Here is a 25,190-nt window from a genome sequence, read left to right as displayed (position 1 = left end):
GCACTCCCCGATGCCGCGCCTCTTGCGTGCGCGGTGCTTGCCAACTCATTTGGAGATCACTCCCTTCAACCCGCCGCCGATCAGCGCGGCAACGTCAGTCAATGTGAATAGCGGCGCCAAGCCGCCGCGCACGAGCAGGTAGCGGGGCTCCCACATCGGCTCGAATTTGTCCTTGAAACTGCGCAGCCCACGGAAATTGTAGAAGCGCGCGCCGTGGCGGAACATCATCCGTCCGAAGCGGTGCCAGCGCGGCGCAAGCTCATGCTCGACCATGCCCGACATCGGCGCCATCCCCAGGCCGAAACGCTGATAGCCCTCGGCCTGGAAGTGCAGGATCAGCTTGCCGAAGAGGAAGTCCATCGTGCCCGGCGGCACGGTACCGCGCTGGCGCATCAGGTCAACGCTTGCCTCAATGCGCAGCACATCGGGACACATCAGCGTGGCAAAGGCGAGGATGGCGCCCTCGCGCCGCACGATGGCCACCGGTTGGCTGAGCACATAGCGGTCTTCAAACGCGCCGAGCGAGAAGCCCTTCTCGCGCGCGTTCTGGTTGTGCAGCCATTCATCGGAAATGGCGCGCAGTTCTTCCAGCACGGCCGGCACACCTTCGGCCGGCACGATCTCGAACGACAGCCCTTCGCGCTCGCCGCGCGTCACGCCATGGCGCAGGTTGGCGCGGCGCGAGCCCTTGAGGCTGAACTCGGGCAGCGACACGTAAGCCTCTTCGCCCAGCTTGTAGGCACGCAGGCCCGCATCGAGATACAACGGCAGCGTTTGCGGGCGCGTCTTATAGAACGCTGCGCGCCCACCGTGCGCATCGGCCATCTCGATAAAACGCCAGATCAGTTCGGGCCACTCCTGCTGCGCGCCAGCCGGGTCGCCCAGCGCCACCCAAGAACGTCCTTGCTTGGCATACATGATGAAAGCGTTGCCCGACGGCGAGAACAGCAGGCTCTTGTCACCCATCAGCGCCAGCACGGCGTCTGCGGCGGGCTGCTTGCGAATGATCTCTGCGGCGCGGGCCAACTCTTCCGTGCTCGGGCGAAGGGTCTCGCCCGACTCGCGGCGGAAGAGCTGCCACATGCCGAAGCCCAGACCCGTGACCGCCACCGCCATCAGTGCGCGAATGGAGCGCGGCGCATCGCCGTCAAAAGTGAACTGCCACCAGAGCTGGTTAGCGTAGGCCACCTCGCGATAGGCGAAAAAGAGAATCCACACGCAGGCGGCAAACACGCACGCCATGGCAACCAGCCAGCCCACCTCCAGCCGCTGCGAGAACAGCGACGACGGCCGATCAAACTGCCGGCGCGAGATGACCAGCAGCACTGCCAGCGTGACCAACACGACCATCTCCGACACCGCAATGCCCTTGGGCAGCGCCAGCACGCCGGTAAGCAACGACAGCACCAGCGCCGCCCACCACGCAGCGTCCAGCCGGTGCAGCAGGCCACGCGCGACAAACAGCATGATGAGCCCCGCCACGCTGCCGATCATGTGCGACGCCTCCACCACGAACAGCGGCACGTGCATGCGCAGCAGGTCTTCGGCTTCATCCGAGGCCGGGGTCACGCCGGAGACGAGCAGCATCACGCCCGCCACCATGGTCAGTGCAGCCAGCAGGCCGGGCGACAGCTTGACCGCCGCGCGGCCGAATGGAGCCCCGGCCCCTGAGCGCAGCTCGAACACCCCCAGCATGGCAGCGGCCACCATGAGCGGCAGCAGGAAATAGATGGCGCGGTAGACGAGCAGCGCGGCCAGCACCTCGGCCGGCGGCGCCTGACCGCTGCAACCCAGCAGGATGACCGCCTCGAACACGCCCAGGCCACCCGGGCTCTGGCTCAACACACCCAGCGTGACGGCCAGCGCGTAGAAGGCAACGAAGGTCGGCAGGTCAACCGCCCCCGCCGGCATCAGCACCCACAGGGCTGCCGCAGCCGCGGCCATATCCGCCGCTGAAATCACGAACTGGCGCGCCGCCAGCCCCGGCGGCGGCAGGCGGATCTCCCACCGGCCCAACAGCGTGACGTGGCGCTGCCGCATGCACAGCGCCAACAGCACCATCACACCGGCCAGCACCAGCAGCGCAACCGCCTCCAGCAGCGCAGCAGGCAGGCGCGTGATGTCAGCAATGTGAGCGGCACCCCAGAGCAAGCCGACCGCGCCGAAGGCCGTGGTGGACACACCCAGTGCACTCGCATCAAAGGCCACCGCCTCGGTCACACGGGCGGCATCCAGGCCGGCCGCCGAGTACAGGCGCGTGCGCACCGACCCGGCCGTAAGCGAACCCAGGCCGATCGTGTTACCCAACGCATAGGCAATGAAAGACGTGGTGGCGACCGTGCCCCGGGCCATCTGTGCGCCGGCGTAACGCAGGCCGGACGCGTCGTAGCCCGTGAGGGCGACATAGCTGAGCGCGGTGGCCAAAATGGCCAGCCACACGTGCGCGCGTGGTGTGGCCTGCAGCGCGGCAACCATATCGGCGTAATGCACATGGTCGAGCAGCGCATACAGGCTGTCGAACACCAGCGCGCCGAGAATCAGCACGATGCAGATCACGGCCCAGCCGCCCAGGCCAACGCTGCGGCCAGCGTCAGAAGCAGAATCCGGGCGAGAAACAACCGCAGAGTCAGCAGGCGCGGGCGCAGCTTGCTTGACCGGCGATCGGTGTGGTTTAGGGCTGGCGTCGTGGGACGCGGCGTCAGGCATGGTGTGAAACGAGATTCCGCTGGCTTGGCTGGTTTGGGTCAGGCGCCCGATCCCAACCTGATGAGCGGAATACGAGCGCCGGCGGTGTGCCATTGGCGAATCCCACGGCGCGCAGACGGGAGACAGCGGCGAGCAAAGCGCCCGACCGCCACATGTGCGGCATCGACATCATGAATTGACCCCGACTTGCCGGTGCTGGCTTATTGTCGTCCGCGCCGGAATCGTGTCCGACCGGCGCACCGGTTGCCCCGCAATACGCGCGCGCTGAATTCGCACGATTGTGTTTCTGATGCCACGTAACACGGACAAAGCCGCCGTTCCGTTGACACGCAAACCCCTATTTTACGGCGATGGCGCGCTCCCCGGCGCTTTCGGTGCCACGTCCGGCTTGCCGGTATCGATGGAAACCGGGTCGCTGGCCGGAAAAGTCTCTTCCAGGCCCTCGTCCAACAGGGCCTCCTCGTGTGAATCCGGCACGGGCGGATGCGGGTTGGCGGGAACAGGGGCGGACGAGACGCGGTCGTCTGGCATGGCGTTCTCCAAGAAGGCTTACCCAGCATAGACAATCCGGGCAACCGGTAATCAGCAGTGACGATGAGCGAAAACCGCTGTACAGCGTGGCACGGGCGAGTGTCGCCGGGTCATGCACTGCCGCACGCGACGTGCTCGACACTCAGGAGATGCTCAGCAAGCTGCGGACCCGGTCTCGACATCAATACGACAACTGCTGCGTCGCAGCGGCCGCGCAAACGATTGCAAACCCGACAAATGCTCTAGGCGATATTGCGTAGCCAGGTGGAGTCCGGTACACAATCAAGACGACGTTTTCAATCGTTTCACTTTCATTTTTCTTGCGAACGCGCATGCCACTCCAGCGCACCATTGGCGCCTTTTTGCGGCACCCACCCCTGCTGATCATCGGTGCCACGGTGCTGTCGCTGTTGCTGGCCGCCCTGACGGCCCTGTCGCTGTGGGAAATGCGCGTGGATGCGCTGGCACGTGCCCGTGACGCCGCCGACAACCTCTCGCTGATCCTGCAGCGCGACATCGCCCGCAACATCGAGGTGTACGACCTGTCGTTGCAGGCGGTAATTGACGGCATGCAGGACCCGAAGATCGTCGCCCTGCCGCCCAACATCCGGCAGCTCGTGCTGTTCGACCGCTCAACCAACGCGCAGGACCTGGGCTCGCTGCTGGTGGCCAACCCGGCGGGCGAAGTCATCATCGATTCGCGCTCGGTACCGCCGCGGCATATCCACGTGGGCGACCGCGATTACTTTCAGGTGCATCAGGGCTCCCCGGATGTCGGCCTCTACATCAGCGAGCCATTCAAGCCGCGCATCAACGGCGTCGAAGCATCACTGGGACTGAGCCGGCGCCTGAACGGGCCGCATGGCGAATTCAAGGGCATCGTGGTCGGCACGCTGCGGCTGAACTACTTCCGACGGCTCTTTGACGGCCTCAACCTTGGGCCGCGCGCTACCGTAACGCTGGTGCGCGCAGACGGCACGCTGCTCATGCGCCGCCCCTACAACGAACAACTCATCGGCCGCAGCGTGGCGGAAAGTTTGGCCTTCCAGCGGCGCCTGCTGTCAACCGAAGGGTCTTACGTAGAACTGGCAGCGCTTGACGGCATCGAGCGCCTGTTCAGCTTCCGCCATATCGGCGAGCAACCGCTGATCGTGGCAGTCGGCCTGGCCACCGAAGACATCTACGCCGAATGGCGGCAGCGCGCCTGGGTGATCGGCAGCATCGTGCTGCTGCTCGATGCAGTGTTCATGACACTGTCAATCTTGTTTGCCGGGCAGTTGCGCAAGCGTCTGGAAATGGAGCAGCAACTGCAATGGCTGGCCAACACAGATGGCCTGACGAGCCTGGGCACGCGTCGCGCGCTGGATGCCGCACTGGAGGTGGAATGGCGCCGCGCCAGCCGCAGCCGCGCACCGCTGGCCGTGCTGATGATTGACGTGGACGAGTTCAAGCATTTCAACGACCGCTATGGCCATGCTGCCGGCGACACCGCATTGCGCACCGTGGCACGCTGCATCAACGACAACATCAAGCGCCCGGGCGATTTTGCCGGCCGCTACGGCGGCGAGGAGTTCTGCGCCATCCTGCCCAACACCGATCTGGCCGGCGCGGTGCGCGTGGCCGAGAACATCCGCGCTGCCGTATTGGCGGCCGACGAGCCCAACGTGGGCAGCGCACACGGCAAGCTGACGGTCAGCATCGGCGTGGCCGCCCACTCGGGCATCGACACAGCCGAAGATACCGCCGAAGACCTGGTGCGGTTGGCCGACGGGCGACTGTACGAGGCCAAGGCTGCCGGGCGCAACACGGTCATCCCGCGTCAGGAACGGCCCAAGCTGGCGGTGGTGTAGGCGCTGCGACTTGCGCAGCAGGCATTGATGCCAGTACCTTATGGCACCCCCACTTCGGGGGCATGCCACCATCGTGCAAGGCTTCTGCACAATGGCGGCTCAGAGGAACTGGCCATGAGCAAACCCCCTCATTCCCATTTCGATACAAGCGCGCTCCCGCGCGAACATCAGTTCGCAGCATGGCGAGACGCCGTCAACGTATTGTTCGACACCCGGTCGGCCGCGCCACGGTCGCACGGCTTTCGCGCCAGCGTGAATGCCTATCTGTGCGGCGAGGCGGGCCTGGGCATGATCAGCGCGCAGGCGCAGCACTATGACCGCTCGCGCTCCAAGCTCGGGCGCGACGGCATCGACGTCTACGTGCTCCAGTACTACCTGGAAGGCAGTTGCGCACAACGCGACGGCGCCAGCGGCACCGCTACCCGGCCAGGGGACCTCTTCATCGTCGATGCCGCGCAACCCCTGGCGACCAGCACCAGCGACAGCCGCTTCCTGAGCCTGGTCGTACCGCGGCGCCTGCTGGCGCCGCAACTGCGCTCGCCTGACGAACTGAGCATGCGCCTGTTGCGCGGCGATGCGCCCATGGTCAGCCTGCTGCGCGACCACCTGTGCGCACTGTATCGAACTGCCGGACAACTAAGTGCCGCAGAAGCGCAGGCCGTCATTCCGGGCACCCTGCAACTGGCGGCTGCGGCCATCAATTGCGAGGTGACGGAAGCCAATGCCACGGCCGTGAAGGAAAGCCTGTTCGCATCGATCTGCCGGCACATACAGCAGAACCTGGCGGATCTCTCGCTCACACCTGAGGGCGTAGCAGTGCAGTTCGGCGTTTCGCGCGCCACGCTATACCGGCTGTTCGAGCGCGAAGGTGGCTTCTTCAACTACGTGCGCCTGCAGCGCCTGCGGCAATGCCATGCGATCCTCGCGGATCGCTCGCAGACACATCGCTCGGTGGCCGAGATCGCGCAGACCTATGGCTTTTCCGACGCATCAAACTTTGCGCGCGCATACCGCCGTGCGTCGGGCATGTCGCCGCGTGAGACACGCATGCTGGCCCTGGAAGGCCGTGCCGCCACGCTGCCGTTCGTGCAGCACAAAGACTGGCGGACATGGGTCATGCAGATGCGCTGAGACACGCGCGCGACGACCCGCCCGACTCCACTCCCCCCACAAGACTTGAAGCGCGCTCGTCCTGAGACGCGCAGACAGGTTCCCGCGACGGCCGTACCGGTTCACCGCCAGTGCGGCGTTCTTCATTGAACCCCAGCCAGCGTGCGTGCGAGCATCCGCCCCGACCTGAATGGCGCCGGCGCGCTTGCGGCAAACACGCCCCACGTGCTCTCTCTTCGTCGGACAGGTCGGAGCGGCGCACGCACCTGCGCCTTGCACAACACACAACGACAAAACGGGGGTCTCGTGAAAGACATAACGGGAAAAACGCTTGCCTTGACGCTGTTCGCCACGGTGGCCTTGGCCGCATGCGGCGGTGGAGATTCGGGAACCAATACGGCAAACAACAGCGGCGGCAACACCGGCGGCAATACGCCACCGGCATCCACCTGTGCGGAAACCGGCGTTGACGCCAAATACGCTTGCCAGACCGGCAGCACAGAGCCGCTGTATGCCTACCAATGGGCACTCAAGCAGGCAACAAGCTTCTTTGCGGCATTCGGTCTGGTCGCCAACGGCACGACCGACATCAACGTGGAAGATGCGCACAGGGCGGGCATCAAGGGCCAGGGAGTGAACGTGCTGGTGCTCGACGATGGCATCGACGTGCACAACGAAGACCTGTACGCCAATGCCAACTCGGACATGACGTACAACTTCGACGATGGCTCGAACGACCCGACGCCTGCGAATCTTGCGGCCAACGTGGAAGCAGCCCATGGCACGAACGTGGCTGGCATCATCGCCGGCGCGCAGAACGGCAAGGGCGTAATGGGCATCGCACCGCGCGCAACGCTGGGTGGTGCGCGGTTCCTGATCAAACCCCTTCCAGACCTCACGGATGCCTATGGCGGCGCCGGCTGGTCGAAGAACGCGCACCTGATCAACGCCTCATACGGCGCCAACCCGCCCGAGCCCATAGATTACGACACTGCGGCCTCCACACAGGCAGCGGTGCGGGCCTTCCCGAACCTGCGCAGCGGGCGGGGACTGGTCATGCTCAAGGCTTCCGGCAACGAGTACCAGGGATTTGTCGAGAACGGGGTGTTGGTCCGTAGTTGCCCCACAATCGGTGGACAATCCGGTCTGATCAGTTGCGAGAACCCGGCCAACGATACCGAGGCGCTGGAACCGGGCGTCATCGTCGTTGGTGCGGCCAATGCGCAAGGCATCAAGGCAAGCTATTCAAATGCGGGGCCCGTCAACTGGATCACGGGCCTGGGTGGTGAAAGGGGCAACGGCGGCAAATATGGAGAAGTCGGAAGCGGTCCGAAGATCTTCTCCACCGATTTGAGCGGGTGCGCGCGCGGCTACAGCCGCACTGGTACCGATGAGACCTACGACTTCGCGGTTCCGGGCACCGCCACCAACACCAAGGACAACGCCAAGTGCGACTACTCCAGCATGGATGGCACGTCGGCGGCCACGCCCACACTGTCCGGCGTGGTCGCGCTGATGCTGTCGGCCAACCCGAACCTGACCTGGCGCGATGTACGTGAGATCCTGCGCGCCACCGCCAAGCAGATCGACCCGAACTACGGCAGCCGCGACAACCGCAACGCCAAGGTGGATCTGACCAGCGGCACACTGACGGCCGACACCGGCACCACCCTGGTCGATGGCGCAACCACGGCTCGCGTGGACTACGGCTGGCAGACCAATGGCGCGGGCTACGCCTACTCCACCTGGTACGGCTTCGGGCTGGTGGATGCTTCGGCGGCCGTCAAGATGGCCAAGGCATACACCGCGTACAAACCTGCCGCTCTCTCGGTACCGGACTTTGCAGCGGCCTTTGGCAACGTCAATCAACTGAACTACGGCTCGGTGCAAAAGCTGGGGCAGTTCAACGTGTCGGGCAGCGACAAGGTGGATGCGCTGCAACTGCGCGTGTCGGGCTCGGTATGTGTGGGCAGTGTCGGCTTCTTCGTGAAATCACCATCGGGTACGGTGTCGGCGTTGTCACTGCCATACAACGGCTACTACAACAACGGCGTCAGTGCCGTGAACAAGTACGGCCTGGGCAGCTATGCCTTCTATGGCGAGAACGCGGCCGGCACGTGGGAGGTCTACGCCGTGAGCGGCGTACCGACCAACGCGTGCTCAACGTATCAGCCCCAGGGTGGTGCACACACCGTGACCCTGACCACGCCGCTGGCCGTGGAGTATCGCGTGATTGCCGCCAAGTAAGCCCGTTCGGAGACCTTTCAACATGATCAATCCAACTGTTATGAAAACCGTGGCACTGGCGGCGCTCCTTTCGATGGGGGCGGCGTGCCAGGCAGCAGACCTGGCGGTCGGCAAACACCTGACGACGCAGGAGCTGGCGCAATATGCAAGCGCACCCGTAGTGCAGCTCGAATCGCAGTCGTTCAAGGTGCTCTCCAGTGGCACGCGCACAAAGTCTGCAGGCGCTACATCCGCGGCCGTCACGCAAGTGGCCAACGAGCGAGGCGTGGTCGGCGAGAGCCGCAACGAGGTGGTTGTCTCGCAAGTGTCGGTCGACAGCGTGCGCCAGGCGGTAGTTGGGCTCTCGGCGGCGCCCGTGTCAGCGGAGTACTACGGCCACCTGAATATCAGCACTCTACGGTTTGCGGTATTCCAGGATGCCGTGACCGCGCGTGCGCTGCTCAAGAAGGCATTGCCGCAGGCGCGCGTGGACGTGCCGATCCAGTATGCAAAACCCGTAGCACGCTAGACCCGCTTCTCGCCAGCCACAACGCCCCGCCCTGCGCGGGGCGTTGTGCGTGAAGGGGCGTATCATCCTGGCCTTTTCCGATACATCGACATCATGGACAAGAGCCCAGGCAGCTTCGAAGCACTGGCTGCACGCGAAGGCGGCTTGCAGCATCGTCTCTCTTCCGCGCAACTCACCATGATCGCCATCGGCAGCGCGATCGGCACTGGCTTGTTCCTGGGCAGTGGTGCAGCCATCCAGTTGGCCGGCCCCGGGGTGATCGCCAGCTACGCCATTGGCGCGGTCATTGCGCTGCTGCTGATGGGATGCCTGGCCGAGATGGTTGTCGCCCACCCCACCACCGGTTCGTTCGGCGCATATGCCGAGCACTACGTCAGCCCGCTCGCCGGATTTCTGGTGCGCTATGCGTACTGGGCGGCGGTCGTCTTCGTGATCGGCGCGGAGGTAACGGCGGTTGCCGTGTACATGGCGTACTGGTTTCCGGGCGTGCCTGCGTGGGTGTGGATCGTCGGGTTCTCTGCCGTGCTGGTATGGATCAACGCGAGCAGCGTCGACGTGTTTGGCGTGGCGGAATACTGGTGCTCGATGATCAAGGTGGTGGCCATCGTCGCGTTTCTGGCGGTGGCGAGCTATGCAATCTATCGCGCGCCCGACGGCGGGCCGATCGGCTTTCACAACTACGTGGATGCGGGCGGCTTCCTGCCGCACGGCTGGTCTGGCGTCTGGTTTGGCGCCGTGGTCAGCATCTTTAGCTTCTTCGGCATCGAGCTGATTGCCGTGGCCGCTGGTGAAGCACGCGAGCCCGAGGCCGCCGCTACCAGCGCGTTCCGCTCCACGCTGTTCCGGCTGGTGTTCTTTTACCTATGCACGCTGGCGTTGATGCTGGCCGTGGTGCCATGGCAGCAGGCAGGTACCGGCAAGAGCCCGTTCGTGCGGGTGATGGAAATCCTGGGCATTGCCGGCGGCGCGGGTGTGATGAACTTCGTGGTGCTCACCGCGGCGCTGTCATCGATGAACGCGCAGCTGTATGTGTCCACGCGCATGCTGTTCAGCCTGGCGCGCGGCGGGCAGGCGCCCAGTGCGCTGGGTGAGGTGAGCAAGCGCGGCGTGCCGCTGCGTGCACTGGCCGTATCCAGTTCGGGTGCGGCATTGGCGGCCGTGCTGAGCGTGGTGCTGCCGGGCCACTCGTTCCTGCTGATGATGTCGTTGGCGATGTTCGGCGCGCTGTTCACGTGGCTCGTCATCTTCGTCACGCACCTGCGTTTCCGTCGGGCGGCGGAGCGTGAAGGACGCGCGCTGCGGTTCCGCATGTGGGGCTTTCCGGTGCTGACCGCCATCGGCGCCATTGCCATGGTGGTCATCATCGTCAGCACGGCGTGGATGGCGGATTTCCGGATGACGCTGGTGGTGGGAGTGCCGTTTCTGGTGGTGATGGCGGGTGTGTTCCGGTGGGTGCGACGCGGGTAGCCGCTTGAGTGCCCCCTGTTCGAGCGTTCGACCAACTCGCTCTCATATGGGGCACGTGCGTGCCCGCGTATCAGCTCTCGGCACGCAACTGATCCTCCACCAGCGCCACCCAGCATGCCGCGCCAATCGGGATCAGCTTGTCGTTGAAATCGTAGCCGTCGTTGTGTAGCGAGCAGCCAACCCATTGGCCTCCCAGACCGTTACCCAGCGCGAAGTAACAGCCTGGGCGCTTCTCCAGCATCCATGCAAAGTCTTCACTGCCCATCTGCGAGGACGGCGGCACCTGGATGACACGCTCTTCACCCAGCACGCTTGCCACAGCGCGGCGCGCAATGGCGGCCTGCTCCGGCGCATTGCAGATGGCCGGCACCAGCCGCTCGTAGACAATCTCCGCTTGCACGCCATAAGACGCGGCCTGGTGCGTAATGACCTCGCGGATGCGCGTCTCCAGCAATTCGCGCACCTCCGGCTTGGTGGCACGCACGCTCAGTTTGAGCATGGCTGTTTCCGGGATGATGTTGTGGGTCGTCCCTGCCTGCATCTGACCGACACTGATGACGGCCGCATCCACCGGCGCGACATTGCGTGAGACGATGCCCTGCAACGCCACCACCGTCGCTGCCAGGGCCAGCGTGGGGTCCACGGCCAAGTTAGGCATGGCGCCATGGCCACCGCGCCCGCTGAAAGTGACCGTCACGCGATCCGATGACCCTCCAAGCGGGCCGCTCTGCACCACGGCCACACCCAGCGGCAACCCAGGCGCGTTATGGAAAGCGTAGATGGCGTCGCAGGGGAAGCGCTCGAACAGCCCGTCCTCCATCATCGCCACGGCACCGGCCAGGCCCTCTTCATCGGGCTGGAAGATGAGGTTCAAGGTGCCATTGAAGTTTCGCGTGGCCGCCAGGTGCTCGGCGGCAGCAAGCAACGTGGCAGTATGGCCATCGTGGCCGCACGCATGCATGCGGCCGGCCACCTGGCTGGCATATGGCAAGCCTGTACGCTCCTGCATCGGCAGTGCATCCATGTCGGCGCGCAGGCCGATGGTGCGCGTGCCGTTGCCCACCTTCAGTTGACCCACCAGGCCGTGGCCACCAACGCTGTGTACGTCATAGCCCCATTCACGCAGTAGGCCGGCGACGAGCTGGGAGGTATTCGGCACATCGCCGCCCAACTCCGGATTGGCATGGATGCGATGGCGCAGTTCGGCAAAGCGGTCAGCACCCACATGCAGGGCCTGCGGAATGCTGGGCGAGTTCGGATCGAGGTACATGGTGCGATGTCAGGAAGGGTTCGGGTTGAAGCAGCAATGGCGCGACTCAATCGCGGCCGGGATATGTCGGGAACAGCGTCAGCGCGCACAGGCTGATTGCACTGCTGGCCAGCAGATACCAGGCCGGTGCCATCGGATTGCCGGTTGCGCCCAACAACCAGGTGACGACGAGTGGCGCAAAACCGCCGAACAGGGTCACCCCCAGGCTGTACATCACCGACATGCCGGTCGCGCGATGCTGACGCGGGAAAGCTTCCATCAGTAGTGCAGCACCCGCGCCATTGCTGATCGCCATGATCGCCACGCCCATCGCAATGAGCGCCATGGTGAGCGCCAACCCCGGCCCGGAAGACAGGAGCATGAAGCCCGGATACACGCACAAGAGGCTGACCGCGGACGCGGCATACAGCATCGGCTTGCGCGTTGGCAGGCGATCGGCCAGCAGGCCAAACAGTGGCGACATGACCAGCATGGTCGACCCCGCCACGCAGGCCGTGAGAAACGCCGTTACCGGTGGCATGTGCAACGACTGGATCAGGTAGGTGGGCATGTAGAAAACGAGGATGTACATCGACGCAGTGGCCCCCGTCATCAGCAGCATGCCTAGCACCAGCGTGCGTGCATGCTGGCGAAGCACATCGACCACGCTCCCGTGTGGGGCGGCCTCGTGCGTCTCCTTCAAATGCCGGCGGATGTACATGCCGACCGGAGCAATCAGCAACCCCAGCATGAACGGCAGTCGCCAGCCCCAGTTCTGCATGGCATCAGGGCTGAGCACGGCGCTCACACCGGCCGCGGTCAACGCGCCGAGCAGCGCCGCAGCACCCTGTGTAGCTGCCTGCCAGCTCACCAGAAAGCAGCGTCGGCCCTTGCTGGCCGATTCCAGCAGCAACGCTGACGCCGCACCGATCTCCCCACCGGCAGACAGGCCCTGCAGCAAGCGACCGAGCACCACCAGTACCGTTGCCGTCACACCAATCGTCGCGTGGCTGGGTGTGAAGGCAATCAACGCAGTGCCGACTGTCATCAACACAATGGTCAGTGTGAGCGCAGCCTTGCGGCCGCGCCGGTCAGCCATGTTGCCGATCAGTACAGCGCCGAGGGGGCGCATGACAAAGCCTGCGCCGAACGTGGCAAACGACAATAGCAGCGAAGCCAGCGGACTGCTCGACGGAAAGAACAACCGCCCGATGGTGGCGGCAAAAAAGCTGTAGACCGTGAAGTCGTACATTTCGAGCCCGTTGCCGATGGCAGCAGCAACAACAGCGCGGCTCGAATGCGAGGTGACGGTGGTGGTGCCGTGGCTGGGGGCACCAGCGGGCACGGCGATCTGGGCATCCATCTCGATAGTCTCCTCCAGTCGAGCGGACTTCTGTGAGCGTCCCGCAATGCGCTGGATTGAAGGGCAATAGTAGGAGCGATCGCCCCGATTGCGCCTCTCGCTTTTTTTCATGGCTATAGCCGTTGGCTATGGCAGGATCGTGCCTGTAAGACGTGCTGCGCAGCCCAACGACCATCGCCCGACATCGGCACTGTCGCTACCTTGGTTGCCCCTGGAGGATTCCGCAGTACAGTTGCCGGCTGGCGGCGCTGGACCTCAACCTTTCCCTGCGCCGTGTATCGAGGACATACATGAAGCTCAACCAGCTACGCGCACTGGTCACCATTGCCGAGACGGGCAGCATCCAGGAAGCCTCGCGCCTGCTTCACGTCACACAGCCAGCGCTCAGCAAGGCCATCAAGGAGCTGGAAACCAGCGTGGGCGCGACGCTTTTCGTACGCTCCAGCAAGGGCATCCGGCTTACGCCATACGGCCAGCGCCTTATCGGGCATGCGCGCTTGATCAACGAAAGCGTCAAACGCGCGCGCGAAGATCTGGAAGACATGAAGGGGTCTGTCACGAGCGAATTGACGGTGGGCGTCACCCCTGTCACCGCGCTCATCGGTCCGGTGGCAGACTGCCTTGTGACTTTCCGGCGCGAGTTTCCCAACGCGCGATTGCGCATCCTGGAGGCACGCCCCGGCCCGTTGCTAGAACTGCTGCGTGAAGGGGCCATCGACTTTGCCCTGACGTCTCAGTTGCAGTCCAGCGAGCGAGGACTCGACCATGACGCCGTCTGCCGCCTGCAAACGCTGATCGGCGTGCGCAAGGGCCATCCGCTGCAGGGCAAGCAGCCTCTGCATGCCCTGCAGCAAGCAGAGTGGCTGGCCCCCGACTCACTCGCCGATGAGCACTCGCCTCTGCACCGACTGTTTTCTAACGCGGGTCTCGCGCCGCCCGCACGCGTGGTTGAGTGCAACTCCATGACACTGCTGCTCGAGCTGTGCTGGAAATCGGATGCGCTACTCCTGCTATCGAGTGAATCGATGCGCTCATCCATCATCCGTCAGACAATCGACTTCATCGAGACCGATCAGCCAATGCCCGAGCGCATCGTCTCGCTGCTCACGCGGGACCGCCACGTCCTGACAGCACTCGGTGCACGCTTGTATGACGCGCTGGCGCAAGCGCTACGGCAAGCGTATCCGGAGCAGCCGTGAGCACGCGAGGTACCGCGCCTGATCAAGCCCGTGCCAACGCTTGATCCAGATCCGCCAGCAGATCGTCGATATGCTCGATGCCGATCGACAGCCGGATGGTTTCCTGCCGCACCCCGGCCTTGGCCAGCTCAGCCTCGGAGAGCTGCCGATGCGTGGTCGACGCGGGGTGTGTGGCCAGCGACTTCGCATCACCAATGTTCACCAGCCGCGTGAATAACTGCAGCGCATCCTGAAAGCGCGCGCCCGCAGCAAACCCACCCTTCACGCCAAACGTCAGCAGCCCCGGGGCCTTGCCGGAGAGATACTTCTTCGCCAGCGCGTAGTCGGGATGGTCATCCAGGCTGGCATGATTGACCCATTCCACCTTGGCATGCCCCTGCAGATGGCGCGCGATGCGTGCGGCGTTCTGCGTGATGCGGTCGATGCGCAGGCCCAGCGTCTCGATGCCCTGCAGGATCAGGAACGCATTGAACGGTGACAGCGCAGCGCCGGTATTGCGCAGCGGCACCACGCGCGCCCGGCCAATGTAGGCCGCTTCGCCCAGCGCTTCGGTATAGACCACGCCGTGGTAGCTCACATCCGGCTCGTTCAGGCGCTTGAAGCGCGCCTTGTGCTGCGCCCACGGAAACTTGCCCGAATCCACAATCGCGCCGCCCAGGCTGGTGCCGTGTCCGCCCAGGTACTTGGTCAGCGAATGCACAACGATGTCGGCACCGTGCTCGATCGGCCGCACCAGGTACGGTGTCGGCACCGTGTTGTCGACGATGAGCGGCACGCCATGCCGGTGCGCAATCTCCGCCAGCGCTGCAATGTCAGTGATGTTGCCCAGCGGGTTGCCGACGGTCTCGGCAAAGATGGCCTTGGTGCGGTCATCGATCAGCGCTTCAAACGAGGCCGGATCGCGCGGATCGGCAAAGCGCGTGGTGATGCCCGACAGCGGCAGCGTGTGCGCGAAGAGGTTGTAGGTGCCGCCGTACAGCGTGCTGGCCGAAACGATGTTGTCGCCCGCCTCCGCAATCGTCTGGATCGCATACGTGACGGCCGCCTGCCCCGACGCCAATGCCAGCGCGCCGATGCCACCCTCCAGCGCCGCGACGCGCTTCTCCAGCACGTCGTTGGTCGGGTTCATGATGCGCGAATAGATGTTGCCCTGAACCTTCAGGTCGAACAGGTCAGCGCCGTGTTGCGTGTCGTCAAAGGCGAAGGCGACGGTCTGGTAGATCGGCACGGCCACGGCCCGTGTGGTCGGGTCAGCGCTGTAGCCGCCATGAACGGCCAGGGTGTCGAGTTTCCAGTTGGGTGGGGTGGGCTGCGTCATCGAGGCGTCTCCGGAGGGTTGATCCGGCGAGCATATGGGCAGCCCTGCGGCGCACAAACGATCGTTTTTGTCTTTGCTTATGCCGCAGTCGCATGGACAGTTTGAGCGATGTTGTGCCCCTGCGCAGCCCGAAGGACAACCGGCCTAGTCCGTCGCGAGTCTTGCGTAGAGCGCGAAGTCTCCCGGCGCGCCCCGGACCATGCGAAACGAGCGCAGCAGTCCCTCGTATTGATATCCGCACGCCTCCAGTACACGTGCCGATCGCGCATTGCTGGCCAAGACCGTCGCCTGCACGCGAAGAAAGCCGTAGTGGACGAACGCCCACGTGGTAACCGATGTGCAGACTGCACGCGCAATGCCCCTCCCCCAGTGTGACGGGCAAAGATCGTAGGCAATCTCCGCCGTCCGGTTCACGTCGGAAATACTGTGAAAGCCAATCGTGCCGATCAACGCGCCGGCACGCTCATCAACGATCGCCATACGACGGATCGATTCGGGTGCGGTGGACGCATAGCCGTCGAACTGCGCGTTGAGGTCGGCTGCAGACGACAGGTTCCAGCTCATGTGCTCAACAACCTGAGGGAGCTTCAGATATGCATACCAAGCGTCGAGGTCGGCACGCTCAAGTTGCCGAAGCATGATGCCTGGGTAGCCGGAAGGTGGAGCACACTCGATTTTCAACCTACACCTCGAATGGTTCGTTCAGCGGCATTGTATTGACCTTCATCGCGGCACGCCGACAGTTCGTGAGCCTGATGGTACTAGCCAAGGGCCTTTCTCCGGTGCCGACCATAACCACACCAGCCGGAAAGCGGGGATGGCGGCAGTGGTCGGCATCGGCCCAGAACAACAACCCGCAGCCTACCCAGGCACACCCTCCACCAACCTGCGCAGCGCCGCATCCCGAATCTCCAGCACGGCAAACACCCCAAGCTTGCGCAGCGCCGGCACAGCTTCAAGCAACAAGCGCTCCGCCTCAGCACGTTCAGCAGCATCCGCCTTGGGATCAAGCCAAGCCTGCGCGTTGGCCAGGAAAGCCGCCACCGTGCCTTTGCGGATCGTCAGTCCATCAATGTCGGCAAAGTTGGCGGTGTCGGATAGAACATCTTCGGGTCGCATGGTGTGCTCCAGGGGTGATTGACCACACCACTGTAGCGCCGATAAATTGGCGTTACTCAGCCATATAGGCCATTCGATACGCTTTTCAGGCCATGCCATCCCAACCCTTGCTTTCTGCCCAGCGTGTGCAATCGGCCGGTGGTCGGTGGCTTTACGCGGTCGATCAAACCAGCCATTCGCCACGCGCCACGGCACCGCACAGCCATGCGCGCGGACAGCTGTTCGGGACAGATGCGGGCGTGCTGACCGTGCAGACTGCGGAAGGCCGTAGCGTCGTACCTGCAGGACAGGCGATATGGATTCCGCCCGGCGTAGAACACGGTGCAGAGACGCACGGACCATTCGCAGGCTGGGCCGCCTACCTCGCGCCCGATGCATGCGAAGACTTGCCAGAGGTGCCGTGCACGCTGTCGATGTCTGCGCTGCTCCGTGCCGCAATTTCCCGTGCGGCAACATGGGCTGACGACGTGCTTGACCCCGCGCAGCAACGCATTGCCGCCGTAATTTCCGATGAACTCCGCGCACTCCGGCCGGTGCCCGGTGCCTTGCCGATGCCCACTGATGCGCGCCTGCGCAAGATCGCCCACGCACTCATTGCCGACCCATCCGACACCCGGCGCCTGCAGGATTGGGCCGATTGGGCCGCTATTGCCCCACGCACGCTCACCCGGCGATTTGCCGGCGAGACAGGCTATGCATTTGAAGCCTGGCGCCATCGATTGCGCATGATGTGTGCGTTGGAACGACTGGCAGCCGGAGCACCGGTCACAACGATCGCGCTCGATCTCGGCTATGACAACGTCAGCGCGTTCATTGCCCGGTTTCGCGCGACGTTCGGCATCACGCCGGGGCGGTATGCCGCCGGCAGATGCACCACGCTCACGCTTACTTCTTCACCAACGGACAAGCCGACTCCGCCAGCGTGTTGAACGCCTGCTCACCCGGAATCGTCTGCGCGAGCTTGTAGTAGTCCCACGGGCGGGTCGATTCCGACGGCTTCTTGACCTCGAACAGGTAGATGTCGTGAATCATCATGCCGTCGGCGCGCACGTAGCCGCCCTTGGTGTACATGTCGTCAATCTTCATCGACTTGAGCTTGGCCATCACGCGATCGGAGTCATCCGTGCCGGCAGCCTGCACGGCCTTCAGGTAGGTAAGCGTGGCGGAATAGTCGGCCGCTTGCAGGGCGCTCGGCATCTTCTTGTACTTGGCGTAGAAACGTTCGCCAAACTGACGCGCGGCATCGCTGGAGTTCCAGTACCACGGATCGATTAGCTGCATACCCTGCGCCGTCTGCAGGCCGAGTGCGTGAATCTCGTCGATGGTCATGACCAGGCCGACCACGCGCATCTTCTTGTCCAGGCCAAAATCCTTGGCGGCCTTGATGGCGTTGATGGTGTCGCCGCCCGCGTTGGCCAGCGCCACGGCCTGCGCGCCTGAGCTTTGTGCTTGCAGCAAGTACGACGAAAAGTCCGGCGCGCCCAGCGGGTGTTTGGTGCCGCCCACCACCTTGCCGCCACCCGCCGCAATCACGCGGCGCGATTCGGCGTCCATGTCCTTGCCGAAGGCGTAGTCGACCGACAGCAGGTACCACGCGTTCACGCCCTGCTTGCGTAGCGCGCCGATGGTGCCGCGCACGTGCGCGTTGGTGTCGTACGCATAGTGCACGGTGTAGGGCGTGCATTCTTCGTTGGTCAAGCGCGGGGTACCGCCACCGAGGTTGATGTACACGCGCTTCTTCTCTGCCGCGATGCGGTTCATCGCCAGGCCCGCCGCCGAGTTCGGGCCGGCAAAGAGTACGTCCACGCCATCGCGATCGATCCACTCGCGCGCCTTGGATGCCGCCACGTCGGCCTTGTTCTGGTGATCGGCAGAGACGATCTCGATGGGCTTGCCGAGCACCTTGCCGCCGAAGTCCGCCACCGCCATGCGAATGGCTTCCAGCCCACCGGGGCCGTCCAGATCGGCATAGACGCCGGACATGTCGGTGATGAAGCCGATCTTGACCTTGTCGTCGGAAACCTGTGCGTGAGCGAAAGAGGAAGCGATGGCCAAAGCCACCGCCGCCGTGGCGCGGCGTGCGTGCATGTGTGTCTCCTGGTGTGTTTTGTTGTGGGTGCATGCCAGTGGCTGCACCTATTTGGAGCACATGGTATCGACACCACCCACCGCGAACAGCCCCGGCGGGCGAAACACACTGTCAAGTGAGAGTCGACAGTGGTGGGGGATTGGTACGAAGACAGGGCGATTCAAACCCGCCGGAACACGAGTTGATGCAGAGAACAAGCTGCGGTTGATACCGATGCGACCAAAGCAACACACCCCACCGAGGTGCACTCTTCTTGTGTGTAATGGTCGTTTTGCCCAGCCACATAGGTCTTGCATGAAAACCTCCCGCCTTGCCCTCGCGGCGCTTTTGCTGTGTGCCGCACCGCTGTCCCACGCCGCCGATGCTGACCCCAAGGTGCTATCCGCTGCCGAGAACTATCGCGGCGACGCGCTGCAACTGCTCGAACGCCTCGTCAATATCGATTCCGGCACCGGCAATGAGGCTGGCCTCAGCCAGGTCGGCAGCATCATCGCAGACGAGCTGCGCAAGACTGGCGCACAAGTGCAGACCGTGTCTGCCGCACCGGCCGTGGGCAACAACATTCTCGCCACGTGGAAAGGCACGGGTAAGACACGCATCCTGCTGATGGCGCACATGGATACGGTGTTCAAGGACGGCACGGCCCGCGCCAAGCCCTTCTACATCAAGGACAAGCGCGCCTACGGCCCCGGCGTGATGGACGACAAGGGCGGCGTGGTGGCCGGACTGTATGCGATGAAGATCCTGCAGCAGCTGGATTTCAAGCGCTACGGCCAGGTCACGCTGCTGCTCAACACGAATGAAGAGACCGGCTCCAAGGGCACGCGCGCACTGATCGAGCGCGAGGCCAAACAGCATGACGTCACCCTCAACCTGGAGCCAGGGCGCCCCGCCGACGGGCTTGTCGTGTGGCGCAAAGGCAGCGGCACCGCAGAAGTGGATGTGAAAGGCAAGGCAGCGCACGCTGGCGTGGCGCCGGATTCGGGCCGCAACGCGGCCACCGAGCTGTCGCACCAAGTCCTTCAGCTAGGCAAGCTGGGCGACAGCGCCAAGCAGACCACCGTCAACTTCACGGTGATGAAGGCGGGCGGCGCCACCAATGTCATCCCCGATCAGGCGACGGCTTACGCTGATGTGCGCGTCGCGGTGCCGGAGGAATTCGACCGCGTTGAACGCGACCTGGCACGCGTGTCGGCCAACAAGCTGATCCCGGACACGGAAGTGAAGACCCGCCTGGAGCGCGGCTTCCCGCCGATGCCGCGCAACGCCGCATCGGACAAGCTCGCTGCGCAGGCACAAGCCATCTACGGTGAAATTGGCCGCAAGCTCACGCTGGAGGGCAGCGGGGGCGCGGCCGATTCCAGCCTGTCCGCTGGCGTCGGCACGCCCACGCTTGACGGCTTTGGCATCGTCGGCGGTGGCATCCATACGCCGGAGGAATACGCAGAAGTGGAAAGCGTCGTACCTCGGCTTTATCTGCTGTCGCGGATGATCATGGAAATTTCAGCGGCCAAGTAGGCGCCCGTTCGACGAGCCGCAAACAAAAAGCCCGCCCGAGCATGACGCCAGGGCGGGCTTTTCTTTAGAGTTGCGCGCGAATGGCTTACTTGCGCAGGCCCTTCACACGATCCGCAGTCACGTCTGCCGGCTGTCCACCAAAGCTGGTGCGCAGGTAGTTGGCCAGCGCGGCCAGCTCTGCATCATCCATCTGCGCGAAGCCCGGCATTTCCTGCATGGCTTCCGTGCCCGGGAAGCGCTGCTCTTCAATGCCGTCGAGCATGGCAACGATCAGGTTATGCACGTCGGCATTGCGCACGGTGGAGTTGCCCAGCATCGGCACAGCCACGTGCGGCTTGCCTTCGCCATCGCGGCCGTGACAGCCGGCGCAAACAGCCAGGTAGCTCGCGCGGCCAGCCTTGAGCTGGTCGGCGTTGTCCGCCGTGGCGGCCACCGGCTTGAGCGGTTGCGGCGCAGGCGGCTTGTCGCCAAGCAGGTAGGTTGCCACCGCACCCACGTCCGCCTGGCTGAGGTACTGCGAGCTCAGGTGCACGACCGGGTACATCTCACCAAAGGCCGAACCTTGCTGCGCGATGCCGGTGCTGAAGAACGCTTGCAGATCTGCCGGCGTCCATCCGCGTGCGGCCAGGCCTGCGGGCGAGATGTCCGGTGCGACCACGCGGCCGAGATCCGCACCACCCAGCGGCTTGCTGGCACTCAACTGGCCCGCAAAGCCGCGCGACGTATGGCACTCCGCGCAGTGGCCAAGCGCGTTGGACAGATAGCGCCCGCGCTGCCACGACGCCGAGTTACCGGTTGATGCGTCCGGCAGCGTGTCCTTCAGGAAGAACAGGTTCCAGCCCGCCATGGCCAGGCGGATGCTGTACGGGAACCGCAGCTCGTGCTCGCGGTTGGCGACTGCCACAGGCTTGAGCTGCATCAGGTACGCATACATCGCATCGGTATCGCTGCGCGACAGACCGCGGTACGACGTGTACGGCATCGCCGGGTAGAGGTGCTTGTCGGGCGCTACGCCGTCATGCAGTGCCTTGTAGAACGCGTCGGCGCTCCACTTGCCGATGCCGTGTTCCTTGTCAGGCGTGATGTTGGTGCCGTAGAACGTACCGAACGGCGAGGCCAGCGGCACACCGCCCGCGAACGGCGCACCATCCTTGGCTGTGTGGCATGCCGCGCAGTCAGCCGCACGCACGAGGTAGCGGCCACGGTTGATCAAGTCCGCGCCGGTCAGCTTGGTGGGCGGCGGTTGATCAGCGGCGGCCGGGATGTCGGTGGAGCGGTCACTGCACGCTGCCAGCGCGGCAGCAGCCAGCAGCGGCAACACGGCCAGGCGAGCCACGCGAAGCAGGTTGCGATGGTTGGGGCGAGCCATGGTCATCGTTATCACTTACCGTCCTTGACGAGTCCGGGCGTGCTCAGGACGACGTCCTTGACGGCCTCGAAATAGCGCACGTAGCCAGTGCAGCGGCAGATGTGGTCGTTCAGCGCTTCAGTGATGGTCTCGTCGAGTTGTTCACGCGCCACCGGCTGGCGCTTGAGGCGCTCCACCAGCACCGTCGCGCCGTTGACAAAGCCCGGCGTGCAATAGCCGCACTGGAAGCTGAAGTGCTCCAGAAACTTCTGCTGCACGAGCGAGAGCGATACCACCTCACCCTTCTCATTGCGCGTGGCATGGCCTTCCACCGTGCGCACCTTCTTGCCCTGGAAGAAATGCGCGCCCGTAATACAGGTGCGGACTTCTTCGCTGGTGCCGTCCGGCTTGTCGAGGATGACCGTGCACGCGCGGCACACGCCCTGCCCGCAGCCCAGGCGCGAACCCGTCAGGCCTGCGTATTCGTGCAGGAAGTCGATCATCATCAGACCTTCAGGCACTTGCACGGGGCCGAGGTCCTTGCCGTTGAGGTGCAAGGTGATCGGTTGGGTGGTGATGCTCATGCCAGTACCTCCTGAATCTTTTCCGCGGTCACTGGCAAGCTGGTGAAGCGGTGTCCGATGGCATGCGCGATGCCGTTCACAATGGCGCCCACCACAGGGATCATCACCACCTCGGCAATGCCCTTGGGCGGATCGGTTTCCGACAGGGGCGGCAGCACCGTCCCGGTCTGCGTCCACACGGCCACGTCTTTGGCGCGCGGCAGTTGGTAGCGATTGAAGTTCCAGGTGCCGTTGCCGGGGCCGTCTTCATACAGCGGCAGATACTCGTGCAGCGCGTGGCCAATACCCATCGCCAAACCGCCCTGCAACTGCCCCGATACGAGCTGCGGCGAGATCTGCGAGCCGCACTCCATGATCGAGTGGTGCGACAGCAGTTCCACCTTGCCGCTGGCTTCGTGCACCGACAGCTCGACCAGCGTGCCGACCGCGCTGTAGTACGTGACCGACGCGTTGTTCCGCTGCGTGGGCGCGATGTAGACCTTCTTGCGATCAAGCACGTGGTAACCGCCGGCCGTCGTCATCTTGGCCTTGTGCGCAGCATCGGCGCCTTCGCCATAGCGCACGGACAGGCCGTCGATGGGCACGCGCGTGGCGGTACCGTTGACGTCGAAATCAGCCTCGCTCCACTGCCAACGGTTGAACACGTGTACCACGGCACCTGTCACCAGGCCAAGGTCGTGCGCCTTCTTGGCGATCTGCTCGTAGGGCAGTGCTTCCAGGCCACCGGCCGTGAGCTTGCCGTCCACCCAGCGCGCGTCTTCCACGCGCACCACCAAGGATGCCGCCTGGCCGCCGCCGATGCCCTGGCTCCAGATCGCCATCGCCGCCGGCCACAGGCCGTGCATGAAGACGATGCGTGCCGCTTCACGCGTGCTATGCGTGAAGTAGTACGCCGAGTTGGTTGCACTGGCCGGCGATGCATAGGCCGGAGACCAGCGCGGGTTGGCCGCCAGCTTGTCCTGGTCGGCCTGGCTCATGATGTACGGATCGCCACTGGTGGTGACGGGCAGGTCGGTCCAGTCCGTGACCGCCACGCGCACTTCCGATGCCGGACGGCCCAGCCAGCGCATCACCGCCATGGCCTGCGAGGTCGACATTCCCGTACCGATCTCGGCCGCGACATGATGCAGCGCGATCTGCCCGTCTGGGCGGATTTCCACCTTGGCGAACGAAGCCTCCGCACCAGTACCGAAATCCTTCTGCACGCACGCAAAGCCCACGCCGTAACGCTTGCCCGGGTGGGCGGCCTCGAACTCGGCCTTCTTCTTCGCGCGGTTCACCCACATCGGGTGCACGCGGGCAGCCTCCAGCACTTCATCCACACGGATGGCGCCGGCAGGAATCGCGCCCTGCGTGTTCTTCATGCCCGAGCGCAGCGCGTTCTTCAGTCGGAACTCGATCGGGTCGAGCTTCAGTTGCTCGGCAAACTCATCGACCATCACTTCGGTGGCGGCCATGCTCTGCAGCGTGCCGTAGCCGCGCGCCGAGCCCGCGTCGATAGCGCGCGAGGCGATCGCCACGGCGGTCAGGTCGTTCTTCGGGAAGTAATAGATCGACTGCGCAGCCGTCGCGCCCACCATCGCCACCGAAGGCGAGAAATTCGCGCGGCCGCCGCCGTTGGCCTCGAAGTGGCCCTGGAACGATTGGAACAACCCCGTCTTCTTGTCCACCGCGATGCGGTAGCGCATCTTGAACGCGTGGCGCTTGATGGAGGTCTGGAACTGCTCGTAGCGGTCGTTGGCCAGGCGCACCGGCTTGCCTTCGGCGTACAGCGCCGTCACCAGACCGTAGAACGGGAAGTTGTAATGATCTTTCGAGCCGTAGCCGACCGTGTAGCACGGGTGCACGATCACCTGCTTCACGGGGAAGGCACCGCGGGCCTTGGCCAGCATCTCGGCCGTGCTCTCGCCCACTTCCACCGGGCTTTGCGTGGGCACGACCATGTGCAGCGTCTGCGTGCTGCTGTCGTACCAGCAGTTGGCGTTGTCGGCTTCCATGGCCGAGGTGTCGATCGACTGCGTGTTGTACTCGCGCTCGAGCACCAGCCAATCTTCAGACGGCTTGTCCAGCTCGGCAGCAATCTGGTTGGCGTAGAAGATGCCCTGCTCGCCCAGCTTGCCGTGGTCCACGCCATCGGGCCACACGGGCTCGTGCTTGCGCATCATGCTCGGGAAGATCGGCGCGTTCTTCAAGCTGGAGAAGACGTCGTCGTCAAACGGCCCCGCGCCGCCCACACGCACGAAGCGGAAGGTGCCCCACGGGTCGCGCTCCAGCGGGCCGGTCACCGCACCGTAGCGGATGATCTTGTCCTGGAACTTGAGCTTGTCCTTCGCAAAGCGGAAGCGCGCGAAGTCGTGATAGATCAGGATGGCAACCGCATGGCCCAGGTAGGCGGGCGTCTTGCCCTTGGGCAGCAGCATGTCTTCGCCATAGAAGGCGGGGAAGGCAACGCCGTCGCGCGCCAGGTCTTCAGCAGTCACAACGCGATCGGGCTTCAACGCATCGCCCAGCAGGCCCAGGTCAAAGCCTTCGTACGTGCGATCGGCCAGCGTGGTGCGCAGGATGAATGCGTGCGATTGCTGCTGAGGCCAGTGCGGCATGTCGCGCGAGCGGATATCACGCGCGAACACCTTGTCGCCCGTCACCTTGGCGATGCCGTCAATGCGGAATTTGGGAGTACCGGTCTTGGGGTCCCACTGGACCGGGGTGAGGATCTTTTCTTCAAACAGGGCCGCAAATGCGCGGCCGCCCAGCGGTGCGATATACACCGAGACGCCGGCCACGACAGTCGCTTTCAGAAAAGCGCGGCGCGACGGATGGGTAAGCGGCATGAACTTCTTCCTCGAAGGAATGCTACGGCGCACCCGAGTTCGGCGGGTGGCGTGGGGAGGGATGGGGGCCAGGGGGCAAGTGATTGCCAAGCGGCTCCGCCTCTTTCGATTTTGGTATCCGCCTTGATCCAAGACAAGACGCGATGCCGAATA

19 protein-coding genes are annotated in these 25,190 nt (G+C 64.2%); 8 read left to right on the top strand and 11 right to left on the bottom strand.

Features of this window, described 5'->3' with window-relative positions:
* Positions 1-45: 45 nt before the first annotated feature.
* Together mprF and R2N11_RS13000 are read right to left on the bottom strand one after the other, a co-directional pair.
* Positions 46-2,706 carry a bifunctional lysylphosphatidylglycerol flippase/synthetase MprF gene (gene mprF, locus R2N11_RS13005; protein WP_316681342.1) on the bottom strand — a complete coding sequence of 887 codons (2,661 nt, stop codon included), beginning with the start codon at positions 2,704-2,706 and terminating at the stop codon, positions 46-48.
* 342 nt (positions 2,707-3,048) lie between these two features.
* Positions 3,049-3,237 (bottom strand): hypothetical protein, encoded by a 189-nt coding sequence (locus R2N11_RS13000; protein ID WP_199030988.1) that lies wholly within the window; start codon positions 3,235-3,237, stop codon positions 3,049-3,051.
* A 332-nt stretch (positions 3,238-3,569) separates the two neighbouring features.
* Between R2N11_RS13000 and R2N11_RS12995 the strand changes: the two genes are divergently transcribed.
* The 5 genes from R2N11_RS12995 to R2N11_RS12975 all read left to right on the top strand — a co-directional run bounded on the left by R2N11_RS12995 (position 3,570) and on the right by R2N11_RS12975 (position 10,419).
* On the top strand, positions 3,570-5,087 hold the full coding sequence (locus tag R2N11_RS12995; RefSeq protein ID WP_199030989.1) for a sensor domain-containing diguanylate cyclase: 1,518 nt from the start codon (positions 3,570-3,572) through the stop codon (positions 5,085-5,087).
* A gap of 114 nt (positions 5,088-5,201) precedes the next feature.
* Complete coding sequence (locus R2N11_RS12990; RefSeq protein WP_316681341.1) at positions 5,202-6,218, top strand: helix-turn-helix domain-containing protein; 1,017 nt, start codon at positions 5,202-5,204, stop codon at positions 6,216-6,218.
* 315 nt (positions 6,219-6,533) lie between these two features.
* Entirely contained in the window at positions 6,534-8,444 is a 1,911-nt protein-coding gene (locus R2N11_RS12985; protein WP_316681340.1) for a S8 family serine peptidase, read from the top strand.
* Between the two features lie 22 nt (positions 8,445-8,466).
* Complete coding sequence (locus R2N11_RS12980; RefSeq protein WP_316681339.1) at positions 8,467-8,952, top strand: hypothetical protein; 486 nt, start codon at positions 8,467-8,469, stop codon at positions 8,950-8,952.
* A gap of 93 nt (positions 8,953-9,045) precedes the next feature.
* On the top strand, positions 9,046-10,419 hold the full coding sequence (locus R2N11_RS12975) for an amino acid permease (RefSeq protein WP_316681338.1): 1,374 nt from the start codon (positions 9,046-9,048) through the stop codon (positions 10,417-10,419).
* 70 nt (positions 10,420-10,489) lie between these two features.
* Here R2N11_RS12975 and R2N11_RS12970 read toward each other — a convergent pair whose 3' ends face one another.
* Both R2N11_RS12970 and R2N11_RS12965 read right to left on the bottom strand, forming a co-directional pair.
* Positions 10,490-11,689, bottom strand: a complete 1,200-nt coding sequence (locus R2N11_RS12970) for a M20 aminoacylase family protein (protein WP_199030994.1) — start codon at positions 11,687-11,689, stop codon at positions 10,490-10,492.
* Positions 11,690-11,735: 46 nt separating this feature from the next.
* Positions 11,736-13,031, bottom strand: coding sequence for an MFS transporter (locus tag R2N11_RS12965; protein WP_199030995.1), 1,296 nt, complete (start codon positions 13,029-13,031; stop codon positions 11,736-11,738).
* Positions 13,032-13,321: 290 nt separating this feature from the next.
* Here R2N11_RS12965 and R2N11_RS12960 point away from each other — a divergent pair, with 290 nt between their 5' ends.
* Positions 13,322-14,230 carry a LysR family transcriptional regulator gene (locus R2N11_RS12960; RefSeq protein WP_199030996.1) on the top strand — a complete coding sequence of 303 codons (909 nt, stop codon included), beginning with the start codon at positions 13,322-13,324 and terminating at the stop codon, positions 14,228-14,230.
* A 22-nt stretch (positions 14,231-14,252) separates the two neighbouring features.
* Here R2N11_RS12960 and R2N11_RS12955 read toward each other — a convergent pair whose 3' ends face one another.
* The 3 genes from R2N11_RS12955 to R2N11_RS12945 form a co-directional block, all read right to left on the bottom strand.
* Entirely contained in the window at positions 14,253-15,548 is a 1,296-nt protein-coding gene (locus R2N11_RS12955; RefSeq protein WP_316681337.1) for an O-acetylhomoserine aminocarboxypropyltransferase/cysteine synthase family protein, read from the bottom strand.
* A gap of 144 nt (positions 15,549-15,692) precedes the next feature.
* The gene (locus R2N11_RS12950) at positions 15,693-16,229 is read right to left on the bottom strand and encodes a GNAT family N-acetyltransferase (RefSeq protein WP_316681336.1); all 537 of its coding nucleotides are present in this window, start codon (positions 16,227-16,229) and stop codon (positions 15,693-15,695) included.
* 180 nt (positions 16,230-16,409) lie between these two features.
* Positions 16,410-16,667 (bottom strand): hypothetical protein, encoded by a 258-nt coding sequence (locus R2N11_RS12945; protein ID WP_316681335.1) that lies wholly within the window; start codon positions 16,665-16,667, stop codon positions 16,410-16,412.
* A 92-nt stretch (positions 16,668-16,759) separates the two neighbouring features.
* Here R2N11_RS12945 and R2N11_RS12940 point away from each other — a divergent pair, with 92 nt between their 5' ends.
* Positions 16,760-17,596, top strand: coding sequence for an AraC family transcriptional regulator (locus R2N11_RS12940; protein ID WP_316681333.1), 837 nt, complete (start codon positions 16,760-16,762; stop codon positions 17,594-17,596).
* On the opposite strand, the gene R2N11_RS12935 is transcribed toward R2N11_RS12940, so the two are convergent.
* On the bottom strand, positions 17,553-18,755 hold the full coding sequence (locus R2N11_RS12935; protein WP_316681332.1) for an ABC transporter substrate-binding protein: 1,203 nt from the start codon (positions 18,753-18,755) through the stop codon (positions 17,553-17,555). The genes R2N11_RS12940 and R2N11_RS12935 overlap by 44 nt on opposite strands.
* A gap of 295 nt (positions 18,756-19,050) precedes the next feature.
* Between R2N11_RS12935 and R2N11_RS12930 the strand changes: the two genes are divergently transcribed.
* Positions 19,051-20,274, top strand: coding sequence for a M20/M25/M40 family metallo-hydrolase (locus tag R2N11_RS12930; RefSeq protein WP_316681331.1), 1,224 nt, complete (start codon positions 19,051-19,053; stop codon positions 20,272-20,274).
* Positions 20,275-20,359: 85 nt separating this feature from the next.
* Here the strand turns inward: R2N11_RS12930 and R2N11_RS12925 are convergent, their stop codons facing one another.
* From R2N11_RS12925 to R2N11_RS12915, 3 genes are read right to left on the bottom strand one after another with little or no spacing between them, the layout of a single operon-like run.
* Complete coding sequence (locus R2N11_RS12925; RefSeq protein WP_430715443.1) at positions 20,360-21,643, bottom strand: cytochrome c; 1,284 nt, start codon at positions 21,641-21,643, stop codon at positions 20,360-20,362.
* 11 nt (positions 21,644-21,654) lie between these two features.
* Complete coding sequence (locus R2N11_RS12920) at positions 21,655-22,206, bottom strand: (2Fe-2S)-binding protein (RefSeq protein ID WP_048933684.1); 552 nt, start codon at positions 22,204-22,206, stop codon at positions 21,655-21,657.
* Positions 22,203-25,037 (bottom strand): xanthine dehydrogenase family protein molybdopterin-binding subunit, encoded by a 2,835-nt coding sequence (locus tag R2N11_RS12915; RefSeq protein WP_199031003.1) that lies wholly within the window; start codon positions 25,035-25,037, stop codon positions 22,203-22,205. The genes R2N11_RS12920 and R2N11_RS12915 overlap by 4 nt, the downstream gene beginning before the upstream one ends.
* Positions 25,038-25,190 lie beyond the last annotated feature (153 nt).

Source organism: Ralstonia flaminis, assembly GCF_958415495.1.
Lineage (GTDB): Bacteria > Pseudomonadota > Gammaproteobacteria > Burkholderiales > Burkholderiaceae > Ralstonia > Ralstonia flaminis.
Note: the sequence above shows the minus strand (reverse complement) of the source record. Positions and strands in the feature narration are given on the sequence as shown.